20 protein-coding genes are annotated in these 16840 nt (G+C 72.2%); 10 read left to right on the forward strand and 10 right to left on the reverse strand.

Features of this window, described 5'->3' with window-relative positions; translation table 11 throughout:
* Positions 1-162: 162 nt before the first annotated feature.
* The 3 genes from K415_RS0119090 to K415_RS0119100 are packed head-to-tail and all read left to right on the forward strand — an operon-like array spanning position 163 to position 1665.
* Entirely contained in the window at positions 163-519 is a 357-nt protein-coding gene (locus K415_RS0119090; RefSeq protein ID WP_024288630.1) for a DUF3099 domain-containing protein, read from the forward strand.
* The gene (locus K415_RS0119095) at positions 516-755 is read left to right on the forward strand and encodes a hypothetical protein (protein WP_369795259.1); all 240 of its coding nucleotides are present in this window, start codon (positions 516-518) and stop codon (positions 753-755) included. Before K415_RS0119090 ends, K415_RS0119095 begins: the two co-directional genes overlap by 4 nt.
* A 31-nt stretch (positions 756-786) precedes the next feature.
* Positions 787-1665 carry an SURF1 family protein gene (locus K415_RS0119100; protein ID WP_024288632.1) on the forward strand — a complete coding sequence of 293 codons (879 nt, stop codon included), beginning with the start codon at positions 787-789 and terminating at the stop codon, positions 1663-1665.
* Between the two features lie 41 nt (positions 1666-1706).
* On the opposite strand, the gene K415_RS0119105 is transcribed toward K415_RS0119100, so the two are convergent.
* Positions 1707-1955: a helix-turn-helix domain-containing protein gene (locus K415_RS0119105; protein ID WP_024288633.1), complete on the reverse strand. Its 249-nt coding sequence runs from the start codon at positions 1953-1955 to the stop codon at positions 1707-1709.
* Between the two features lie 101 nt (positions 1956-2056).
* Positions 2057-3655, reverse strand: a complete 1599-nt coding sequence (locus K415_RS0119110) for an ABC-F family ATP-binding cassette domain-containing protein (RefSeq protein ID WP_024288634.1) — start codon at positions 3653-3655, stop codon at positions 2057-2059.
* 165 nt (positions 3656-3820) lie between these two features.
* Between K415_RS0119110 and K415_RS0119115 the strand changes: the two genes are divergently transcribed.
* The 4 genes from K415_RS0119115 to K415_RS0119130 are packed head-to-tail and all read left to right on the forward strand — an operon-like array spanning position 3821 to position 6855.
* Positions 3821-4465, forward strand: a complete 645-nt coding sequence (locus K415_RS0119115; RefSeq protein WP_024288635.1) for a biotin transporter BioY — start codon at positions 3821-3823, stop codon at positions 4463-4465.
* A 16-nt stretch (positions 4466-4481) separates the two neighbouring features.
* The gene (locus tag K415_RS0119120) at positions 4482-5252 is read left to right on the forward strand and encodes an energy-coupling factor ABC transporter ATP-binding protein (RefSeq protein WP_024288636.1); all 771 of its coding nucleotides are present in this window, start codon (positions 4482-4484) and stop codon (positions 5250-5252) included.
* Positions 5249-5920: an energy-coupling factor transporter transmembrane protein EcfT gene (locus K415_RS0119125; protein WP_024288637.1), complete on the forward strand. Its 672-nt coding sequence runs from the start codon at positions 5249-5251 to the stop codon at positions 5918-5920. The genes K415_RS0119120 and K415_RS0119125 overlap by 4 nt, the downstream gene beginning before the upstream one ends.
* A 59-nt stretch (positions 5921-5979) precedes the next feature.
* The gene (locus K415_RS0119130; protein WP_024288638.1) at positions 5980-6855 is read left to right on the forward strand and encodes a neutral zinc metallopeptidase; all 876 of its coding nucleotides are present in this window, start codon (positions 5980-5982) and stop codon (positions 6853-6855) included.
* Positions 6856-6914: 59 nt separating this feature from the next.
* Here the strand turns inward: K415_RS0119130 and K415_RS0119135 are convergent, their stop codons facing one another.
* The 8 genes from K415_RS0119135 to K415_RS0119170 form a co-directional block, all read right to left on the reverse strand.
* Positions 6915-7256, reverse strand: a complete 342-nt coding sequence (locus K415_RS0119135) for a metal-sulfur cluster assembly factor (RefSeq protein ID WP_024288639.1) — start codon at positions 7254-7256, stop codon at positions 6915-6917.
* The gene (gene sufU, locus K415_RS0119140) at positions 7253-7741 is read right to left on the reverse strand and encodes a Fe-S cluster assembly sulfur transfer protein SufU (protein ID WP_024288640.1); all 489 of its coding nucleotides are present in this window, start codon (positions 7739-7741) and stop codon (positions 7253-7255) included. Before sufU ends, K415_RS0119135 begins: the two co-directional genes overlap by 4 nt.
* Positions 7738-9069, reverse strand: coding sequence for a SufS family cysteine desulfurase (locus tag K415_RS0119145; protein ID WP_024288641.1), 1332 nt, complete (start codon positions 9067-9069; stop codon positions 7738-7740). Before K415_RS0119145 ends, sufU begins: the two co-directional genes overlap by 4 nt.
* Positions 9070-9112: 43 nt before the next feature.
* Entirely contained in the window at positions 9113-9871 is a 759-nt protein-coding gene (gene sufC, locus K415_RS0119150; protein ID WP_024288642.1) for a Fe-S cluster assembly ATPase SufC, read from the reverse strand.
* 9 nt (positions 9872-9880) lie between these two features.
* Positions 9881-10219 (reverse strand): non-heme iron oxygenase ferredoxin subunit, encoded by a 339-nt coding sequence (locus K415_RS0119155; protein WP_024288643.1) that lies wholly within the window; start codon positions 10217-10219, stop codon positions 9881-9883.
* The gene (gene sufD / locus K415_RS0119160) at positions 10216-11481 is read right to left on the reverse strand and encodes a Fe-S cluster assembly protein SufD (protein WP_024288644.1); all 1266 of its coding nucleotides are present in this window, start codon (positions 11479-11481) and stop codon (positions 10216-10218) included. The genes K415_RS0119155 and sufD overlap by 4 nt, the downstream gene beginning before the upstream one ends.
* A 74-nt stretch (positions 11482-11555) precedes the next feature.
* Positions 11556-12986, reverse strand: a complete 1431-nt coding sequence (gene sufB / locus K415_RS0119165) for a Fe-S cluster assembly protein SufB (protein WP_024288645.1) — start codon at positions 12984-12986, stop codon at positions 11556-11558.
* Complete coding sequence (locus tag K415_RS0119170) at positions 12983-13729, reverse strand: winged helix-turn-helix transcriptional regulator (RefSeq protein WP_024288646.1); 747 nt, start codon at positions 13727-13729, stop codon at positions 12983-12985. Before K415_RS0119170 ends, sufB begins: the two co-directional genes overlap by 4 nt.
* A 202-nt stretch (positions 13730-13931) precedes the next feature.
* On the opposite strand from K415_RS0119170, the gene K415_RS0119175 reads away from it, so the two are divergent.
* The 3 genes from K415_RS0119175 (at position 13932) to K415_RS0119185 (ending at position 16838) form a co-directional block, all read left to right on the forward strand.
* Positions 13932-14936, forward strand: coding sequence for an ABC transporter ATP-binding protein (locus tag K415_RS0119175; protein ID WP_051480672.1), 1005 nt, complete (start codon positions 13932-13934; stop codon positions 14934-14936).
* A complete protein-coding gene (locus tag K415_RS0119180) occupies positions 14933-15757 on the forward strand; it encodes an ABC transporter permease (RefSeq protein ID WP_024288648.1) in 825 nt (274 codons plus the stop codon). Before K415_RS0119175 ends, K415_RS0119180 begins: the two co-directional genes overlap by 4 nt.
* Before the next feature lie 88 nt (positions 15758-15845).
* Entirely contained in the window at positions 15846-16838 is a 993-nt protein-coding gene (locus K415_RS0119185) for a heme A synthase (RefSeq protein WP_024288649.1), read from the forward strand.
* Positions 16839-16840 lie beyond the last annotated feature (2 nt).

Consider the following 16840-nt stretch of genomic DNA (forward strand, 5'->3'; position numbering starts at 1 on the left):
GGTCCGCCGCCTGCCGCGACCGGTCCGTGGCGGTCCGTGGCGGTCCGTGGCGGTCCGTCGCGGTCCAGCACGGCCGGTACGGGCTGCGCTCGGCGTGCCCGCCGGCCCGCCCCACCTGCGCTCGGCCCGCCGCTGCCCAGGACCGGCGGGTAAACTCGTGCGGTGGCAGACCGTGGCGCTCGGCGCGCGCAGACGAGCTCCGGGGCCGATGGACCGGTCACCCGGATCACGACGGCTGCGACCCCGCTGGCCGATGACGTCGCGCAGCGGACCCGTCGCTACCTGGTGCAGATGACGATCCGCGTCGCGTGCTTCATCGGAGCGGTCGCCATCGACCACTGGACCAGGTGGCTGCTGCTGGCGGGCGCCGTCGTCCTGCCCTACGTCGCGGTGGTGCTCGCGAACGCGGGCCGGGAGCGCGGCACCGACCCCGGGACGTTCCTCGAACCACCGGCGCTGCCGGGTCCCGCACCGACGGACGAGATCGACCACGGCACCACGACAGGAGGACGCACGTGATCAGCGACGACCTGCACGACGACGCCCCGGACGATCTGATGTGCAGTGCGCGCGGATGCCGCACCTCGGCCGCATGGGGACTGCGCTGGAACAACCCGACGCTGCACGCACCCGATCGCCGCAAGGTGTGGCTGGCGTGCTCCGAGCACCGGGCGCACCTCGAGCAGTACCTCGGCGCGCGCGGGTTCCACCGGGACACCGTCGCGGTCGGCGACCTCGAGCCGACCGACGGCTGACGACCGCTCACCGACGACCGACGGACTGACGATGCGCCTGATGCCCGCGTTGCGCCGCTGGGCGGCAACGGTCGCCCTCGCTCTGCTGCTGGCCGCCGGCTGCGCCGCGCTCGGCGTCTGGCAGTGGAACAGGCATGTCGACCGATCGGCAGCAGTCGCCGTCGTGCAGGCCAACTACGACGCAGCACCCGTACCGCTGGCCGACGTCACCGGCGTCACCGACGTCACCGGCGGCTCAGGGATCGCGGCCGACCAGGTCTGGCGCGTGGTGGACGTCGAGGGGCACTACCTGACCGACGCGACAGTGCTGCTGCGCAACCGTCCGGTCGACGGCCAGGCGGGCTTCCACGTGCTCGAGCCGCTCCTCGTCCAGGGTGGTGCCCTTGACGGCTCGATCCTGGTGGTCGACCGCGGCTGGGTCCCGACCGGGTTGGATGGCTCCGGTGCGGCATCGGTCCCGACGGCCCCTGCCGGGACTGTCGAGCTGCTGGCCCGGCTGCGGGCCGATGAGCGTCCGTCGACCCGCAGCGCGCCGGACGGTCAGGTGCAGGCCATCTCCGTCGATCAGGTGCGTGCCGCGGCCGACACCCCGCAGTGGGTGGCCGACACCACGACGATCCGGGCCTATGCCATGGCGGTGACCGAGAACGGTGCCGCACCGGTCGATCTCGGTCCGCTCGCACGTCCCGACACCGGGCTCGGCTCGCACCTGTCCTACGCGTTCCAGTGGTGGGTCTTCGCGCTCGGGGCGCTCGTCGGCTGCGGCGTCCTGATCGTCCGCGACGTGCGCGACGACCGCGCGCCGGCTGCCGACGGCGGCCCTGCGGAGACCATGCCCCGGAGCCGCCGTCGGCACCGTGTCACGGCGGAGGAGGAAGAGGACGCACTGCTCGACGCCCAGACCGGCTGACGCCGCTCGGGCCCCTTACGCGCCGGGGCATGGCAGCGAGGTCAGGCGTTCACCTTCTTGGCCGCGGCCCGGCGAGCCTCGGCGGCCGCGCCGCGTGTCGCCCCGCCCCTGCTGCGCATCGTGACCCCGGCCTCGACGAGCACCCCGTGCACGAACCCGTACGACCTGCCGATGTCGTCGGCCATCGACCGGATGCTCTCGCCTCGGTTGTAGCGCGCAGCCAACGACGCCGAGAGGTCGTTGCGCCCCTCACCGGTGATCCGCGAACCCTTAGGCAGCTGTGCATTCATGGTCGTCCTCCTGGCCAAGGTCCTTCGGCACGCGGGTCGAGCGGGTGCCCGACCGACGCCGCCCCGACCGTCTGACTTCCGTCTGACACGGTCCGGACGAGCTACGCGAGCGAGATCAGATCCGCATAGCTGTCGTTCCATAGATCTTCGTCGCCATCGGGCAGGAGCACCACCCTTTCGGGGGACAAAGCAGACACCGCTCCCTCGTCGTGGGTGACCATGACGACGGCGCCGGCATACCCGTGCAACGCACGCAGGACCTCGGCGCGGCTCGCCGGGTCGAGGTTGTTGGTCGGTTCGTCGAGCAGCAGCACGTTGGCGGACGACACCACGAGCGCCGCGAGCGCGAGTCTCGTCTTCTCGCCACCGGAGAGCACCCGCACCGGCTTCTCGACGTCGTCGCCGGAGAACAGGAAGGAGCCGAGCACGGACCGCACCTGCGTGTCGGTCAGGTCGGGCGCCGCATGACGCAGGTTCTCGACGACGGTCAGCGTCGTGTCGAGCGTCTCGTGCTCCTGGGCGTAGTAGCCGATCTTCAACCCGTGGCCCGGCAGGACCTCCCCGGTGTCCGGCGGCTCCACGCCCGCCAGGATGCGCAGCAAGGTCGTCTTGCCGGCACCGTTGAGGCCGAGGATGACGACCCGGCTCCCCCGGTCGATGGCGAGGTCGACATCGGTGAACACCTCGAGCGAGCCGTACGACTTGCTCAGGCCGGTCGCCGTCAGCGGCGTCTTGCCGCACGGAGCCGGGTCCGGGAACCTCAGGTGGGCGACCTTGTCCGACGCACGCTCGGCCTCGAGCCCGGCGATCAACCGCTCCGCGCGGCGGGCCATGTTCTGCGCAGCGACGGCCTTGGTCGCCTTGGCCCGCATCTTGTCCGCCTGGGCGAACAGCACGGACGCCTTCTTCTCGGCGTTCGCCCGCTCGCGCTTGCGACGGCGCTCGTCCGTCTCACGCTGGGTGAGGTACGCGTCCCAGCCCAGGTTGTACTGGTCCAGCTCGCCGCGGTTGGCGTCCATGTGGAAGACCTTGTTCACGGTCCTGCGCATCAGGCCGGTGTCGTGGCTGATCACCAGGAAGCCGCCGGCGTAGGACGACAGGTAGTCGCGCAGCCAGACGATCGAGTCGGCGTCCAGGTGGTTGGTCGGCTCGTCGAGCAGCAGCGTCTCGGCTCCGGAGAACAGGATGCGGGCCAGCTCGACCCGTCGGCGCTGGCCGCCGGACAGGGTTCCGAGCGGCTGGCTCAGCACGCGCTCGTCGAGGCCGAGGTTGGCGGAGATCTGCTCCGCCTCGCTCTCGGCCGCGTAGCCGCCGGCGGCCGTGAAGCGGGAGTCGAGCCGGGTGTACCGCTCCATCGCCGCGTCGCGCGTCTCGTCGTCGGCGCTGGCCATCGCACCCTCGGTGGAGCGCAACGACGCGACGATCTCGTCGAGACCGCGTGCGGACAGGATGCGGTCCATCGCCAGGACGTCGACGTCGCCGGTGCGTGGGTCCTGCGGCAGGTACCCGACGTCGCCGGAGCGGACGACCTGCCCGCCGGCGGCCTGTCCCTCCCCCGCCAGGACGCGGGTCAGGGTCGTCTTGCCGGCTCCGTTGCGGCCGACGAGGCCGATCCGGTCGCCCGCGGCGATCCGGAAGGACGCCTTCTCGAGCAGGACGCGGACGCCGACACGAAGCTCGACGTCATGAGCGGTGATCACTGAGGTTTCCTCCGACCGGCACCCTGCCCTCTTGTGGGCGGGCACAAACGACGCTCATCCTACGACCGGCTAGCGTGAACCCCCGACCGGAAATCGGCCGATGCCGGGCACCCGCGCGGATGTGTGCCGACACACGTTCGCCGACAACCACCTCCTGGGGGACCCATGACCATCGCACCACAGGACGACGGGACGGCCCGCGACGCCGCAGCGCTGTCCCTGGCCGTTCCCGTACCGACCCTGCGCTCCTCGACCGCAACCGACGTCGCCCTGGTCGCCACCTTCGCCGCATTCATCGCCGTGTGCGCGCTCCTGCCGGGCGTCACGCTGCCCGGCATGGTCGTGCCGATCACCCTCCAGACCTTCGGCGTCATGCTCGCCGGCCTCGTCCTCGGGCCGCGCCGGGGGGCTCTCGCGGTCCTGCTGTACCTGGCCGTCGGGCTGGCCGGCCTGCCGGTCTTCTCGGGCGGGACCGGCGGGCTCGCCGTCCTCGGGAAGCCGTCGGTGGGGTACCTGCTCGCCTTCCCGCTCGCCGCCGCCCTGGCGGGGTACCTCATGACGCGGCTGCGACGCGCTCGCCCCTCGACGCTGCCCGTGATGGCCTTCCTCGCCGCCACGGCCGGCAGCCTGCTCGTCATCCACCCGATCGGCATCGCGGCGATGGGCGCCCGGCTGGGCCTGTCGGCCCAGGAGGCGATCACCGCGGGCAGCGTCTTCCTCCCCGGTGATGTGATCAAGAACGTGTTCGCCGCGATCGTGGCCGCCGCCGTCTTCCGCGCCTTCCCCGACCTGCTGACCAGGCGCCGCTGAGCCGAGGGGTCCGGACGTGATCGAGCTCGTCGGTGCCACCGTCACCGCCTACGCTCCGGCCGGCGCCGGCGGTGTGGGCGGCGGCCCCGACGACCCGTCCGGGAGACCTCCGGGCGGGGAGCGGGTCGTCACACTGCTCGAGCCGACGACCTGCACGCTGACCGAGCGGCGGATCGCCGTCATCGGCGCCAACGGATCGGGCAAGTCGACCCTGGCGAGGCTCACGAACGGGCTCGCCCTGCCGTCGGCCGGCACCGTGCGCGTCAACGGGCTCGACACCGGCCGCGACGGAGCAGCCGTGCGCCGTCAGGTCGGCTTCGTCTTCACCGACCCCGACGCGCAGCTGGTCATGCCGACGCCGGTCGAGGACGTCGCCCTCTCCCTGCGCCGGCTCGGCCTGTCCGGCGACGAACGCGACGAGCGCGTGCGGGCGGTCCTCGCGCGCTTCGGGCTCGCCGACCGTGCCGAGCAGCCGGTGCACGCCCTGTCCGGCGGCCAGAAGCAGCTCCTGGCCCTGGCCGGCGTCCTCGCCACCGAGCCCACCGTGCTCGTCTGCGACGAACCGACCACGTTGCTCGACCTGCGGTGGCGGCGGGTCGTCGACGACCTGATCGAGAGCCTCGAGCAGCAGGTGCTGCTCGTCACGCACGACCTCGACGCCGCGGCGCGCGCTGACCGCGTGCTCGTCGTCGACCGCGCCCGGGTGGTGTTCGACGGCGAGCCGACCGCAGCCGTGGAGCACTACGTCGGGCTGATGGCGAGCGCGGTCGACGGGCACCGGCGATGACGGGCCGCACCGTCGGGGCCGTTCGCGAAGGTCGCCCGCGGGCCGGGGCGGAGCGCCCGGCATGGGCCGGTCCGCTGGGCCTCTACCGGGCGGGCGACACGTGGCTGCACCGGTTGGGCCCCGGTCCCAAGACGGCCGGCCTCGCTGCCCTGGGGATCGCCGTAGCCGTGCTGACCGGGCTACCGGCAACCCTCGGGCTGCTGGGCATCGCGGCGGGCGTGGCCGCGAGCGCGCGCCTCCCGGTGCGCTCGACGGCACGTGCGCTGCTCCCGGTCCTGGTCACGGCCCTGGTGGTCGGGGCCTACCAGGTGTGGCAGCGCGGCCCGGTCGTCGGCATCGAGGTCGCCGCCGACCTCGTGACGCTGGTCCTCGCGGCCACCACCCTGACGGCCACCACACGGGCGGACCGCATGCTCGACGCCCTGACCCGGGCGTTGCGTCCGTTGCGCCACCTGGGCGTCGCTCCCCAGACCGTCGCGCTGGCGGTCGGACTGATGCTGCGTGCAGTGCCGGCCCTCGTCCACACCGCCGGCGAGGTCCGCGACGCGGCTCGGGCACGCGGTCTCGAACGCAACGTTCGCGCCCTGCTCGTCCCGACCGCGATCCGGGCCGTCGGACGGGCCCGCTCCACCGGTGAGGCACTGACCGCGCGCGGCCTCGGCGACTGACCGGCCGACCCGGCAGAGCGCGCCGCGCAGCGGCGCACCGGCCGCACTAGCGTGTGCGCATGACATTCAGCGAGGGCGGCAGCTTCGAGGGTGGTCGGGTCCGCACGCGCCGTGGCGGCAAGGCCGCGGCCGGTGGCCTCGGGCTGGGCGTCGTGGCCTTCCTGATCTACCAGTTCACCGGTGTGGACGTCGGGCCGGCGCTGGAGGGCCTGCAGGGTGCCGGCGGGGGCGGCGGCGAGGTCGGCGAGGTCGCCGAGTGCACCGTCGAGGAGGCCAACGCCAACCGGGAGTGCCGGCTGTCGGCCACGCTCCAGTCCCTCGACGTCTTCTGGGGCGAGACCGTCGCCGCCGCCGGGACGGACTTCGTCCAGCCGGGTGCGGAGTCGTTCGAGGGGGCCACCACGACCGGCTGCGGACAGGCGTCGTCCTCGACCGGTCCGTTCTACTGCCCGGCCGACCAGTTCATCTTCATGGACGTCGGGTTCTTCGACCTCCTGCAGAGCAGGTTCGGCGCCTCCGGCGGCCCGCTCGCCGAGATGTACGTCACCGCGCACGAGTACGGCCACCACATCCAGAACATCACCGGCCTGATGGACGGCATCGACCGCCAGGCCACCGGACCGGAGTCCGACGGCGTGCGTCTCGAGCTGCAGGCCGACTGCTACGCCGGCATGTGGGCGCGGGACGCGGCCACCCGGATCGACCCGGACCGCGGCGTCACGTTCCTCGAGCCCATCACGGACGAACAGCTCGCCGACGCGCTCTCGGCAGCCGAAGCCGTCGGCGACGACCACATCCAGGAGCAGACCAGCGGCGGCGTCAACCCGGACGTGTGGACCCACGGCTCGAGCGAGCAGCGGCAGAGCTGGTTCGTCACCGGCTACAACGAGGGCTCCCTCGCCGCGTGCGACACGTTCTCGACGACCGAGCTCTGACGCCGACGGTCTCTGACGTCGGCGTACGGCGCGCGCCGACGTACCGGGCGAGCGAGCGGTCAGATGTTGAAGCCCAGCGCCCGCAGCTGCTCGCGCCCGTCGTCGGTGATCTTGTCCGGGCCCCACGGCGGCATCCAGACCCAGTTGATCCGGAACCCGTCGACCAGCCCGTCCAGCGCGGCCCCGGCCTGGTCCTCGATGACGTCGGTCAGCGGGCACGCCGCCGAGGTGAGCGTCATGTCGATCACGGCATGGTTGTTCGCGTCGACCATCACGCCGTAGATCAGACCGAGGTCGACGACGTTGATGCCCAGCTCGGGGTCGATGACATCGCGCAGCGCCTCCTCGACGTCGGCCGCGGTGGGCGGTGTGGGCAGTGTGCCCGGAGCGGTCGCTGTCATGGGTTCTCCTCCTGTGTCGTGCCGGCCGCACCGGACTGGATCAGCGCGTCGCGCAGCGCCGCCCAGCCGAGCAGCGCGCACTTGATCCGTGCGGGGTACCTGGCCACCCCGGTGAACGCGGTGGCGTCACCGAGCCGGTCCTCTGCCTCCTCGTCGAGCCCCTGGCCGCGCGCGTGCATCAGCGCGCGAAAGGTCTCGCCGAGCTCTTCGGCCGCGCTGACCGGCGTTCCGGCCACGAGCTCGGACATCACCGAGATCGACGCCTGCGAGATCGAGCAGCCCTGACCCTCCCAGCTGACCTTCTCGACGACGACGGCGCCGTCGGCCGGGCGGTTCAGGTGGACCCGCAGGTGGACCTCGTCGCCGCAGGTCGGGTTGACCTGGAACGACTCGGCGTCGAAGCCCTCGGCCAGGCCGCGGCCGTGCGGTGACTTGGCGTGGTCGAGGATGAGCTGCTGGTACAGCTGCTCCATCGGGCTGCTCATCGCGTGCCTCCATCGGTCATGCCGAAGAAGGGGCGCACGGTGGCGAGCGCGGCGCCGAACACGGCAACCTCCTGGGCTGTGGTGTAGACGGCTGCGGATGCGCGCGCCGTCGCGGCGACGCCGAACCGCCGGTGCAGCGGCTGCGCGCAGTGGTGGCCCACCCGCACGGCGACACCGGCATCGTCGAGCACCTGGCCGACGTCGTGCGCGTGCACGCCGTCAACCACGAAGCTGACCACGGCGAGGCGGTCGACGACATCGGTCGGGCCGACCACCCGGACACCGGGCACGGCGGCCACGGCCTCGAGCAGCAGGCCCGCGATCTGCGCCTCATGAGCTGCGACGGCGTCCATGCCCAGCTCACGCAGGTACCGCGCCGCTGCGCCCATGCCGACCGCCTGCGCGATCATCTGCGTACCCGCCTCGAACCGCTGCGGCGGCGGCGCGAACGTCGCCGTCTCCATGGTCACGACCTCGACCATCGATCCCCCGGTCATGAACGGCGGGAGCCCGGCGAGCACCTCGCGCCGCCCGTACAGGGCGCCGACGCCCGTGGGGCCGAGCATCTTGTGCCCCGAGAACGCCGCGAGGTCGACCCCGAGGGCGTGCAGGTCGACCGGCAGGTGGGGCACGCTCTGGCACGCGTCGAGCAGGGTCAGGGCGCCGACCTCACGGGCGCGCCGCACGAAGGCTGCCACGTCGGAGACGGCTCCGGTCACGTTCGAGGCGTGTGTGAAGGCGAGCAGCTTGGTGCGCTCGGTGACGACCGTCGCGAGCTCGTCGGTGCGCAGGCGGCCGTCGTCGTGCACGCCGATCCAGCGCAACGTCGCTCCGGTCCGTGCGCACAGCTCCTGCCACGGCACGAGGTTCGCGTGGTGCTCCGCCTCGGTCACGACGATCTCGTCCCCGGGACCGACGGCGAACCGGCGCGCGGCCTGCCCGCCCCGTCCGAGGGACGCGTTCGACATCGCGTACGCGACCAGGTTGATGCCGGCGGTCGCGTTGGTCGTCCAGACGATCTCGTCGGCGTCGGCACCGACGAAGGTCGCGACCTCCCCGCGGGCCTGCTCGTACGCCTCGGTCGCCTCCTCGGCGAGCTGGTGCGCACCCCGGTGGACGGCGGCGTTGCGTTGCAGGTAGAAGTCCTGCTCGGCGTCCAGGACGACGTCCGGCTTCTGCGCGGTCGCCCCGGAGTCGAGGTAGACCAGCGGCCGCCCGTCGCGCACCGTGCGGGCAAGCAGCGGGAAGTCCGCACGTACGGCCGCGAGCTCCGTTGCCGTGAGCACCGCGCCGACGCCTGGGGCGTTCGGCTCGAGGATGGCTGTCATGGGTGTCCTTCGACCGGGAAGCAGGGTGGGCGTCGCGCCGGACTCAGACCGAGGTGGTCAGGAAGCGGTCGTAGCCTTCTGCCTCGAGCTGGTCGGCCAGCTCGGGGCCACCCTCCTCGGCGATCCGGCCGTCGACGAAGACGTGCACGAAGTCGGGCTGGATGTACCGCAGGATGCGGGTGTAGTGCGTGATCAGCAGGACGCCGACCTCGCCACTGGCCTTGACCCGGTTGACGCCCTCCGACACGACCCGCAGCGCGTCGACGTCCAGGCCGGAGTCGGTCTCGTCGAGGATCGCGAACTTCGGGCTCAGGAGCTCCATCTGCAGGATCTCGTGGCGCTTCTTCTCGCCGCCGGAGAAGCCCTCGTTCACGTTGCGCTCGGCGAACGCCGGATCCATCCGCAGCTGCTCCATGGCGGTGCGGACGTCCTTGACCCAGTGCCGCAGGGCCGGAGCCTTGCCGTCGATCGCCGTCTTGGCGGTGCGCAGGAAGTTCGTCACGCTCACGCCGGGGACCTCGACCGGGTACTGCATGGCCAGGAACATGCCCGCGCGGGCGCGCTCGTCCACGCTCATCGCCAGGACGTCCTGGCCGTCGAGGGTCACCGTGCCGGACGTGATCTGGTACTTCGGGTGGCCGGCGAGGGAGTACGCCAACGTCGACTTGCCGGAGCCGTTGGGGCCCATGATGGCGTGCGTCTCGCCGCTCGCGACAGTCAGGTCGACGCCGCGCAGGATCTGCTTGGCGCCCTCCTTGGTCTCGACACTCACGTGCAGGTCGTGGATCTCCAGGGTTGACATGCTTGCTCCTCAGGCGTTCGCGACGACGTCGACGTCGACGAGCACGCGCTCGCCGTCGACAGTCAGGGGGTAGACGGGGACCGGCCGGGTGGCCGGGAGGCACAGCGGCGCACCGGTGCGCAGATCGAAGGTCGAGCCGTGCAGCCAGCACTCGATGGTCACGCCGTCGATCTCGCCGTCGGACAACGAGACCTGGCCGTGCGAGCAGACGTCGGAGATGGCGTGCAGCTCACCCTCGTCGTCGCGCACGACGGCGACCTCGACGATGCCGGCGGGACCCTCCAGCTCGACCCGCAGGGCCGAGCTCGTCGGCACGTCCGACGTCAGGCACGCGAGCTGTGCACTCATGCGTCGACCGGTCCGGGCAGCTCCGTGACCGTCGGGTCGAGTGCGTCGACGTCGTCGAGCTCGGCCATGCTCCGCGCGAGCTCGACCTCGATGGCACCGATCAGGCGCTCCTCGATCTCAGCGACGCCGATCTGACCGATCAGCTCGGCGAAGAAGCCGCGCACCACGAGACGGCGCGCCTCGCCCTCGGGGATCCCCCGCGACCGGAGGTAGAACAGCTGCTCGTCGTCGAACCGGCCGGTCGCCGACGCGTGACCGGCGCCCTCGATCAACCCGGTCTCGATCTCCAGGTTGGGGACCGAGTCGGCGCGCGCGCCGTCGGACAGGACGAGGTTGCGGTTGAGCTCGTAGGTGTCGGTGCCCTCGGCGTTGGCCTGGATGAGCACGTCGCCGACCCAGACGGTGTGTGCACCGGCGCCCTGCAGCGCGCCCTTGTACGTCACGCGCGAGCGGCAGGACGGCACGGCGTGGTCGATGAAGAGCCGGTGCTCCTGGTGCTGGCCCGCATCGGCGAAGTACAGGCCGAGCGACGTGATCTCGCCGCCCTCACCGGTGAACTCGGCGTCGGGGGTGACCCGCACGACGTCCCCGCCGAGCGTGACGACGATGTGCTTGACGGTCGCGTCCCGCCCGAGCCGGATCCGGTGCGCGGAGGCGTGCACGGAGTCGGCGGCCCAGTCGTGGATGCTCACGACCGTCAGGTGCGCGCCGTCGTCCGCGACGATCTCGACGGTCTCGGCCAGCGCGACCGAACCGAGGTGGTCGATCACGACGACGGCCTCGCTGAGCGGCTCGGCATGGACCAGCAGGTGCACGGCGCTCGGCTCGGTCCCTGGGCCGGTGCCCTCGACCCGGATGCTCGTCGCTGCGGAGGCGACGGCCTGCGCCGGGATCGTCACGATCGTCGCCTCGCGGAACGAGTTCCAGGCCGTCGCCGCGGTGCGGTCACCGGGGCGACCGGCCGTGCCGAGGCGCTCGTCGCCCCGGCCGACGATCTCGACCCGGACCTCGGGCGCGTTGACCACGGTGACCTGCGTCGACGTCCCGGCGAGTCCGGTCCCGTCGGCGTCGAACAGCGGTGCCATCCGGTTGATCGGAGCGAATCGCCACTCCTCCTCGCGGCCGGTGGGCACCGGGAAGTCGGCGAGGTCGAAGGACGTCGCGCGGGCCGCGCGCGAGCTCTGCGGCGTCCCACCCCGCCCGTGGTAGTGCGCGCCGTCGGCGACGGCCCGGCTGTGGTCGGTGGACAGGTCGGTGGACATGTCAGTTGCTGGCGCCTCTCGGGTGGAGCCGGTGGGGGTTGTGCCGGTGGTGACGGTCTGGTCGGTCAGCGCCATCAGCCGACGGACCCTTCCATCTGCAGCTCGATGAGGCGGTTGAGCTCGAGGGCGTACTCCATCGGGAGCTCGCGGGCGATCGGCTCGACGAAGCCGCGCACGATCATCGCCATGGCCTCGGTCTCCTTCATGCCCCGCGACATGAGGTAGAAGAGCTGGTCCTCGCTGACCCGCGAGACCGTGGCTTCGTGCCCCATCGACACGTCGTCCTCGCGGACGTCGACGTAGGGGTAGGTGTCCGACCGGGAGATCTGGTCGACCAGCAGGGCGTCGCACAGCACGTTCGACGCGGAGTGCTCCGCACCCTCGAGCACCTGGACCAGGCCACGGTACGACGTGCGTCCGCCGCCGCGGGCCACCGACTTGGAGATGATCGACGACGACGTGTGGGGCGCGGCGTGCACCATCTTCGCGCCGGCGTCCTGGTGCTGGCCCGCCCCGGCGAAGGCGATCGACAGGGTCTCGCCCTTGGCGTGCTCGCCCATGAGGTAGATGGCCGGGTACTTCATGGTGACCTTGGACCCGATGTTGCCGTCGACCCACTCCATGGTCGCGCCCTCAGCGGCGACCGCTCGCTTGGTCACCAGGTTGTAGACGTTGTTCGACCAGTTCTGGATGGTCGTGTACCGGACCCGGGCGTTCTTCTTGACGATGATCTCCACGACCGCCGAGTGCAGCGAGTCGCTCGAGTACACCGGCGCGGTACAGCCCTCGACGTAGTGCACGTAGGAGCCCTCGTCGGCGATGATCAGCGTCCGCTCGAACTGGCCCATGTTCTCCGTGTTGATCCGGAAGTAGGCCTGCAGCGGGATGTCCACGTGCACGCCCGGCGGGACGTAGACGAACGAGCCGCCCGACCACACCGAGGTGTTGAGCGCGGCGAACTTGTTGTCCCCCGGCGGGATGATCGAGCCGAAGTACTGCTCGAAGATCTCCGGGTGCTCACGCAGACCCGTGTCGGTGTCCACGAAGATGACGCCCTGCTCCTCGAGGCTCTCCTGGATCTGGTGGTAGACGACCTCGGACTCGTACTGCGCGGCGACGCCGGCGACCAGGCGCTGCTTCTCCGCCTCGGGGATGCCCAGCCGGTCGTACGTGTTCCTGATGTCCTCGGGCAGGTCCTCCCAGCTGGTGGCCTGCTTCTCGGTGGACCGCACGAAGTACTTGATGTTGTCGAAGTCGATGCCCGACAGGTCGGCGCCCCAGTTCGGCATCGGCTTCTTCTCGAACAGCCGCAGCGACTTGAGCCGCATCGCGAGCATCCACTCGGGCTCGTTCTTCAGCGCCGAGATGTTGCGGACGACGGACTCCGACAGGCCGCGCTGCGCCGACATGCCCGCCGCGTCGGAGTCGTGCCAGCCGTAGCCGTAGCCCCCGATGGAGGCGATGATCGCCTCGTCCTGGGTCATCGGTTCGGTGGGTGCGCTCATCGTGTTCCCTCCACGGTCTCTGCTGGTGCGGGACGGTCGGCTGCGGTTCGAGCAGGGGTGCTGGTCGTCGGTACGTGGGTCGTGCAGACATGGCCGCCACCGGCCAAGGTCGACAGGCGCTGGACGTGCACGCCCAGGAGCCTGGAGAAGAGCTGGGTCTCCGCCTCGCACAGCTGCGGGAACTGCGCGGCGACATCCTGCACGGGGCAGTGCCCCTGGCACAGCTGGACCGCTCGACCGCCCGGGACGGGCCTGGCGGTCGCCGCGTAGCCGTCTGTCGCCAGGGCGCCCGCGAGTGCTGCCGTGCGGTCGGCGACGTCGTCGCCGGCACCCGCGACCACGGCGGACAGCCGGTCCTCGAGCTCCTGCACGCGCTCGGCTGCGAAGTCCTGCACGGCAGACCCGCCACCGGTCTGGGCCAGGAAGCGGAGCACCTGGGCCGCGAGGTTCGAGTAGGCGTTGCTCAGCGCGGCCTGGCCACGGTCGGTGGCGACGAACCGCCGCGCCGGGCGGCCGCGGCGCGCCTGGCCGGCGACCCGCACGGCGTGCACGGTGATCTGACCGTCCTGCTCGAGCGCGTCGACGTGCCGGCGCACACCGGCGGCGGTCAGGTCGAGCAGCTGGGCGAGCTCGACGACGGAGACCGGACCGTCCTCCACGACGAGCCGCAGGATGCGCTCACGCGTGGTCGACTCGTGGTCGGTCGAGGGGTCGAGGGCGGACTGGTGCACCTGCGTGGTCATGTCCACCTCCCGTCCGGAACCGAGGCCCAGGTCCGCGCCGACGAGCTCGGCTGCGGGTCGAGCGGGCGGAGCCCCGTCGGGGCCCACCGATATAGGCAACATAGTCGTTGCCTATATCCTTCCGCGCAACAAAGGTGAACCTCACTTCCGTCGTCCGGGCCCCCGCCGCGGGGCCCAGCGCGCTGGCCTAGACTCCCCGATCGTGCCCCTTGCGACGACCGATGCCTCTGCGCCCGATCCGCAGCACGCCGTGGTGGTCAGCGGACTCGTCAAGCGGTACGCGGGGCGGGACGCCGTCGCCGGCCTGGACCTGATCGCCCCGAGCGGTGCGGTCACCGCCGTGCTCGGACCCAACGGAGCCGGCAAGACGACGACGATCGAGTGCTGCGAGGGGCTCCGGCGGCCCGACGGCGGCACGGTGCGGGTCCTGGGCAGCGACCCCGCGCACCAGGCCCGCAGCCTGCGCCCGCGCGTCGGCGTCATGCTGCAGGACGGCGGCCTGCCGAGCACCGTCCCGGCCGCCGAGGCCCTGCGTCATGTCGCGGCGATGTACGCGAACCCGCGCGACATCGGTGAGCTCACCGAGCGGCTCGGCCTCGGCAGCTTCGCCACGACCCAGGTGCGCCGGCTGTCGGGCGGCCAGAGCAGGCGCCTCGCCCTGGCCACCGCCGTCGTCGGACGCCCGGAGCTGGTATTCCTCGACGAACCCAGCACCGGGATGGACCCCCAGGCGCGGCTGGCCGTCTGGGACCTGGTCGGGGACCTGCGCAGCGAGGGCACGACGATCGTCCTGACGACGCACCAGATGGCCGAGGCCGAGGAGCTGGCCGACCACGTCGTGGTGGTCGACCACGGCCGGGCCATCGCGGCGGGCACCACGGCCGAGGTCGTCGGAGACGCCGGCACGGTCCGGCTGACGGTGCAGCCCACCTCGTCCGCCGCCGCGCGCGTGCCGGACGACGCCCTGGCCGCAGACCTCGCGGCGCGCCTCGTCGCGGCCCGCCCGGCGCACGGCGCAGGCCCGGCACGCGTGACGGCGACGGCCGTCGGCGGCACGCTCGAGGTGCACGCCTCGGCAGATCCGGCTCTGGTCCACCTCCTGACCGGATGGGCGCTGGACGCCGGCTTCCTGATCACGTCTTTGTCCACCGGCCGGCGAACGCTCGAGGACGTCTTCCTCGACCTGACCGGGCGGAGCCTGCGATGACGGCACCGACCGGCCCGACGGGGCTGAACGGACCGACCGGGCCGACCGCACCGACGCCGTCGCGGGTCGCCGGGTCCGGACGTGGCGCGGCACCGTTGCACCGACGGGTCGCGGCCCAGGCCGGCTTCGAGATGCGCACCGTGCTGCGCAACGGTGAGCAGCTCGTCATCACGCTCGTGCTCCCCGTGCTCCTGCTCGTCGTCCTCACCCGGACGACGTTCATCGACCTGGGCACGGACGACCGGGTCGGCCTGGTGGCCCCCGGCATCCTGGCCCTCGCCGTCATGTCGACAGCCTTCACGTCCCAGGCGATCGCTACCGGGTTCGACCGCCGCAACGGCGTCCTGCGCCTCCTGGCGACCACGCCGCTCGGCCGTGGCGGTCTGCTCGCCGGCAAGATCGTGGCCATCCTCGCGCTCGAGGCGCTGCAGATGACGGTCCTCGTCGCGATCGCCGTCGGCCTCGGTTGGCGCCCGTCGCCGGCGGGGGTGCCGGCCGCCCTGCTCGTCCTGCTGCTGGGCACCGCAGCCTTCACGGCCTTCGCGCTGCTGATCGCCGGGACCTTGCGTGCCGAGGCCGTGCTCGCGGTCGCGAACCTCGTCTGGGTGCTGCTCCTCGCCGGCGGTGGGGTCCTGCTGCCGGCGGACCTCCTGCCCGGACCGCTGGCCGACCTCGCCGTGCTGCTGCCGTCCGGTGCGCTCGGTGAAGGGCTGCGCACAGCGCTGTCCGGCGGGGCACTCGAGATGATCCCGGTCGCGGTGCTCGCCGGCTGGGCGGTCCTGCTCGGGGCAGCCGCCGGGCGGTTCTTCCGCTGGCACTGACCTTCGCCGGCGCCGATGTCCCGCCGGCACCGATCTCCTGCGGGCACCGAACCTCACCGTGCCCCCTCCGACGGATACCGTGTGACACGTGAACAGCACCACCGCACCTGCAGCCCCCGACGCCCCGGTCGAACCGGCCGGCCTGCGACCTCAGCACCGACCCCGACGGACGCCGACGGCCCCCTGGGCCCGCCGGATCCTGTGGGCGAACCTCGTCGCGCAGATCGTGATCGTGGTCACCGGCGGTGTCGTGCGGCTGACCGGCTCGGGACTCGGCTGCTCGACCTGGCCCCAGTGCGAGCCGGGACAGTTCGCACCGGCTCTGCGCGAGGCGTCGGCCTGGCACCCGTACATCGAGTTCGGCAACCGGACCCTGACGGGTGTGCTCGCCGTCCTCGCCCTCGCCGCCGCGTGGGTCGCCTGGCGCCGGCGTGACCGGGCCCTGCCCTACCGGCTCCTGGGACTCGTCCCGCTGGTCGGCGTCGTGGTTCAGGCCGTCATCGGCGGGCTGACCGTGCTCGTCGACCTGCACCCTGCCCTGGTCGGCAGCCACTTCCTGATCTCGATGGTGCTCGTCGCGGCCTCGACAGCACTCCTGGTGCGGCACGGCGAGAGCGACGCGCCCGCCGTGCCGGCGCTCGGACGCCGGACCACTGCCCTGGCCGGGGCACTGCTCCCCCTCGGCGCACTGGTCCTGGCGCTCGGCGTGGTCGTGACCGGTTCGGGTCCGCACTCGGGAGACGAGGACGCTGCCTACCGCTTCGCGCTCGACCCGGCCGAGATCTCCGGCCTGCACTCGGCGTCCGTGTGGCTCTTCCTCGGCGTCCTGACCGCGCTGGCCGTCGTCGTGCACCGCAGCGGGTCCGCCGCACGCGTGCGGCGTGGTGTCCACCTGCTCCTCGCGGTGACGCTCGCCCAGGGTGTGCTCGGCTACGTCCAGTACCTCACCGGGCTGCCTGAAGCTCTGGTGGCGCTGCACATGCTCGGGGCGTCGCTGCTGACCGCCACGCTCGTCGTCCAGCAGATGACCCTGCGCACGCGTGAGCCGCGACCCGTCCCCGGTACGGCCGGCGACCGCTGAGC

Origin of the sequence: Cellulomonas sp. KRMCY2, from assembly GCF_000526515.1 — a bacterium.
Taxonomy (GTDB): Bacteria; Actinomycetota; Actinomycetes; order Actinomycetales; family Cellulomonadaceae; genus Actinotalea.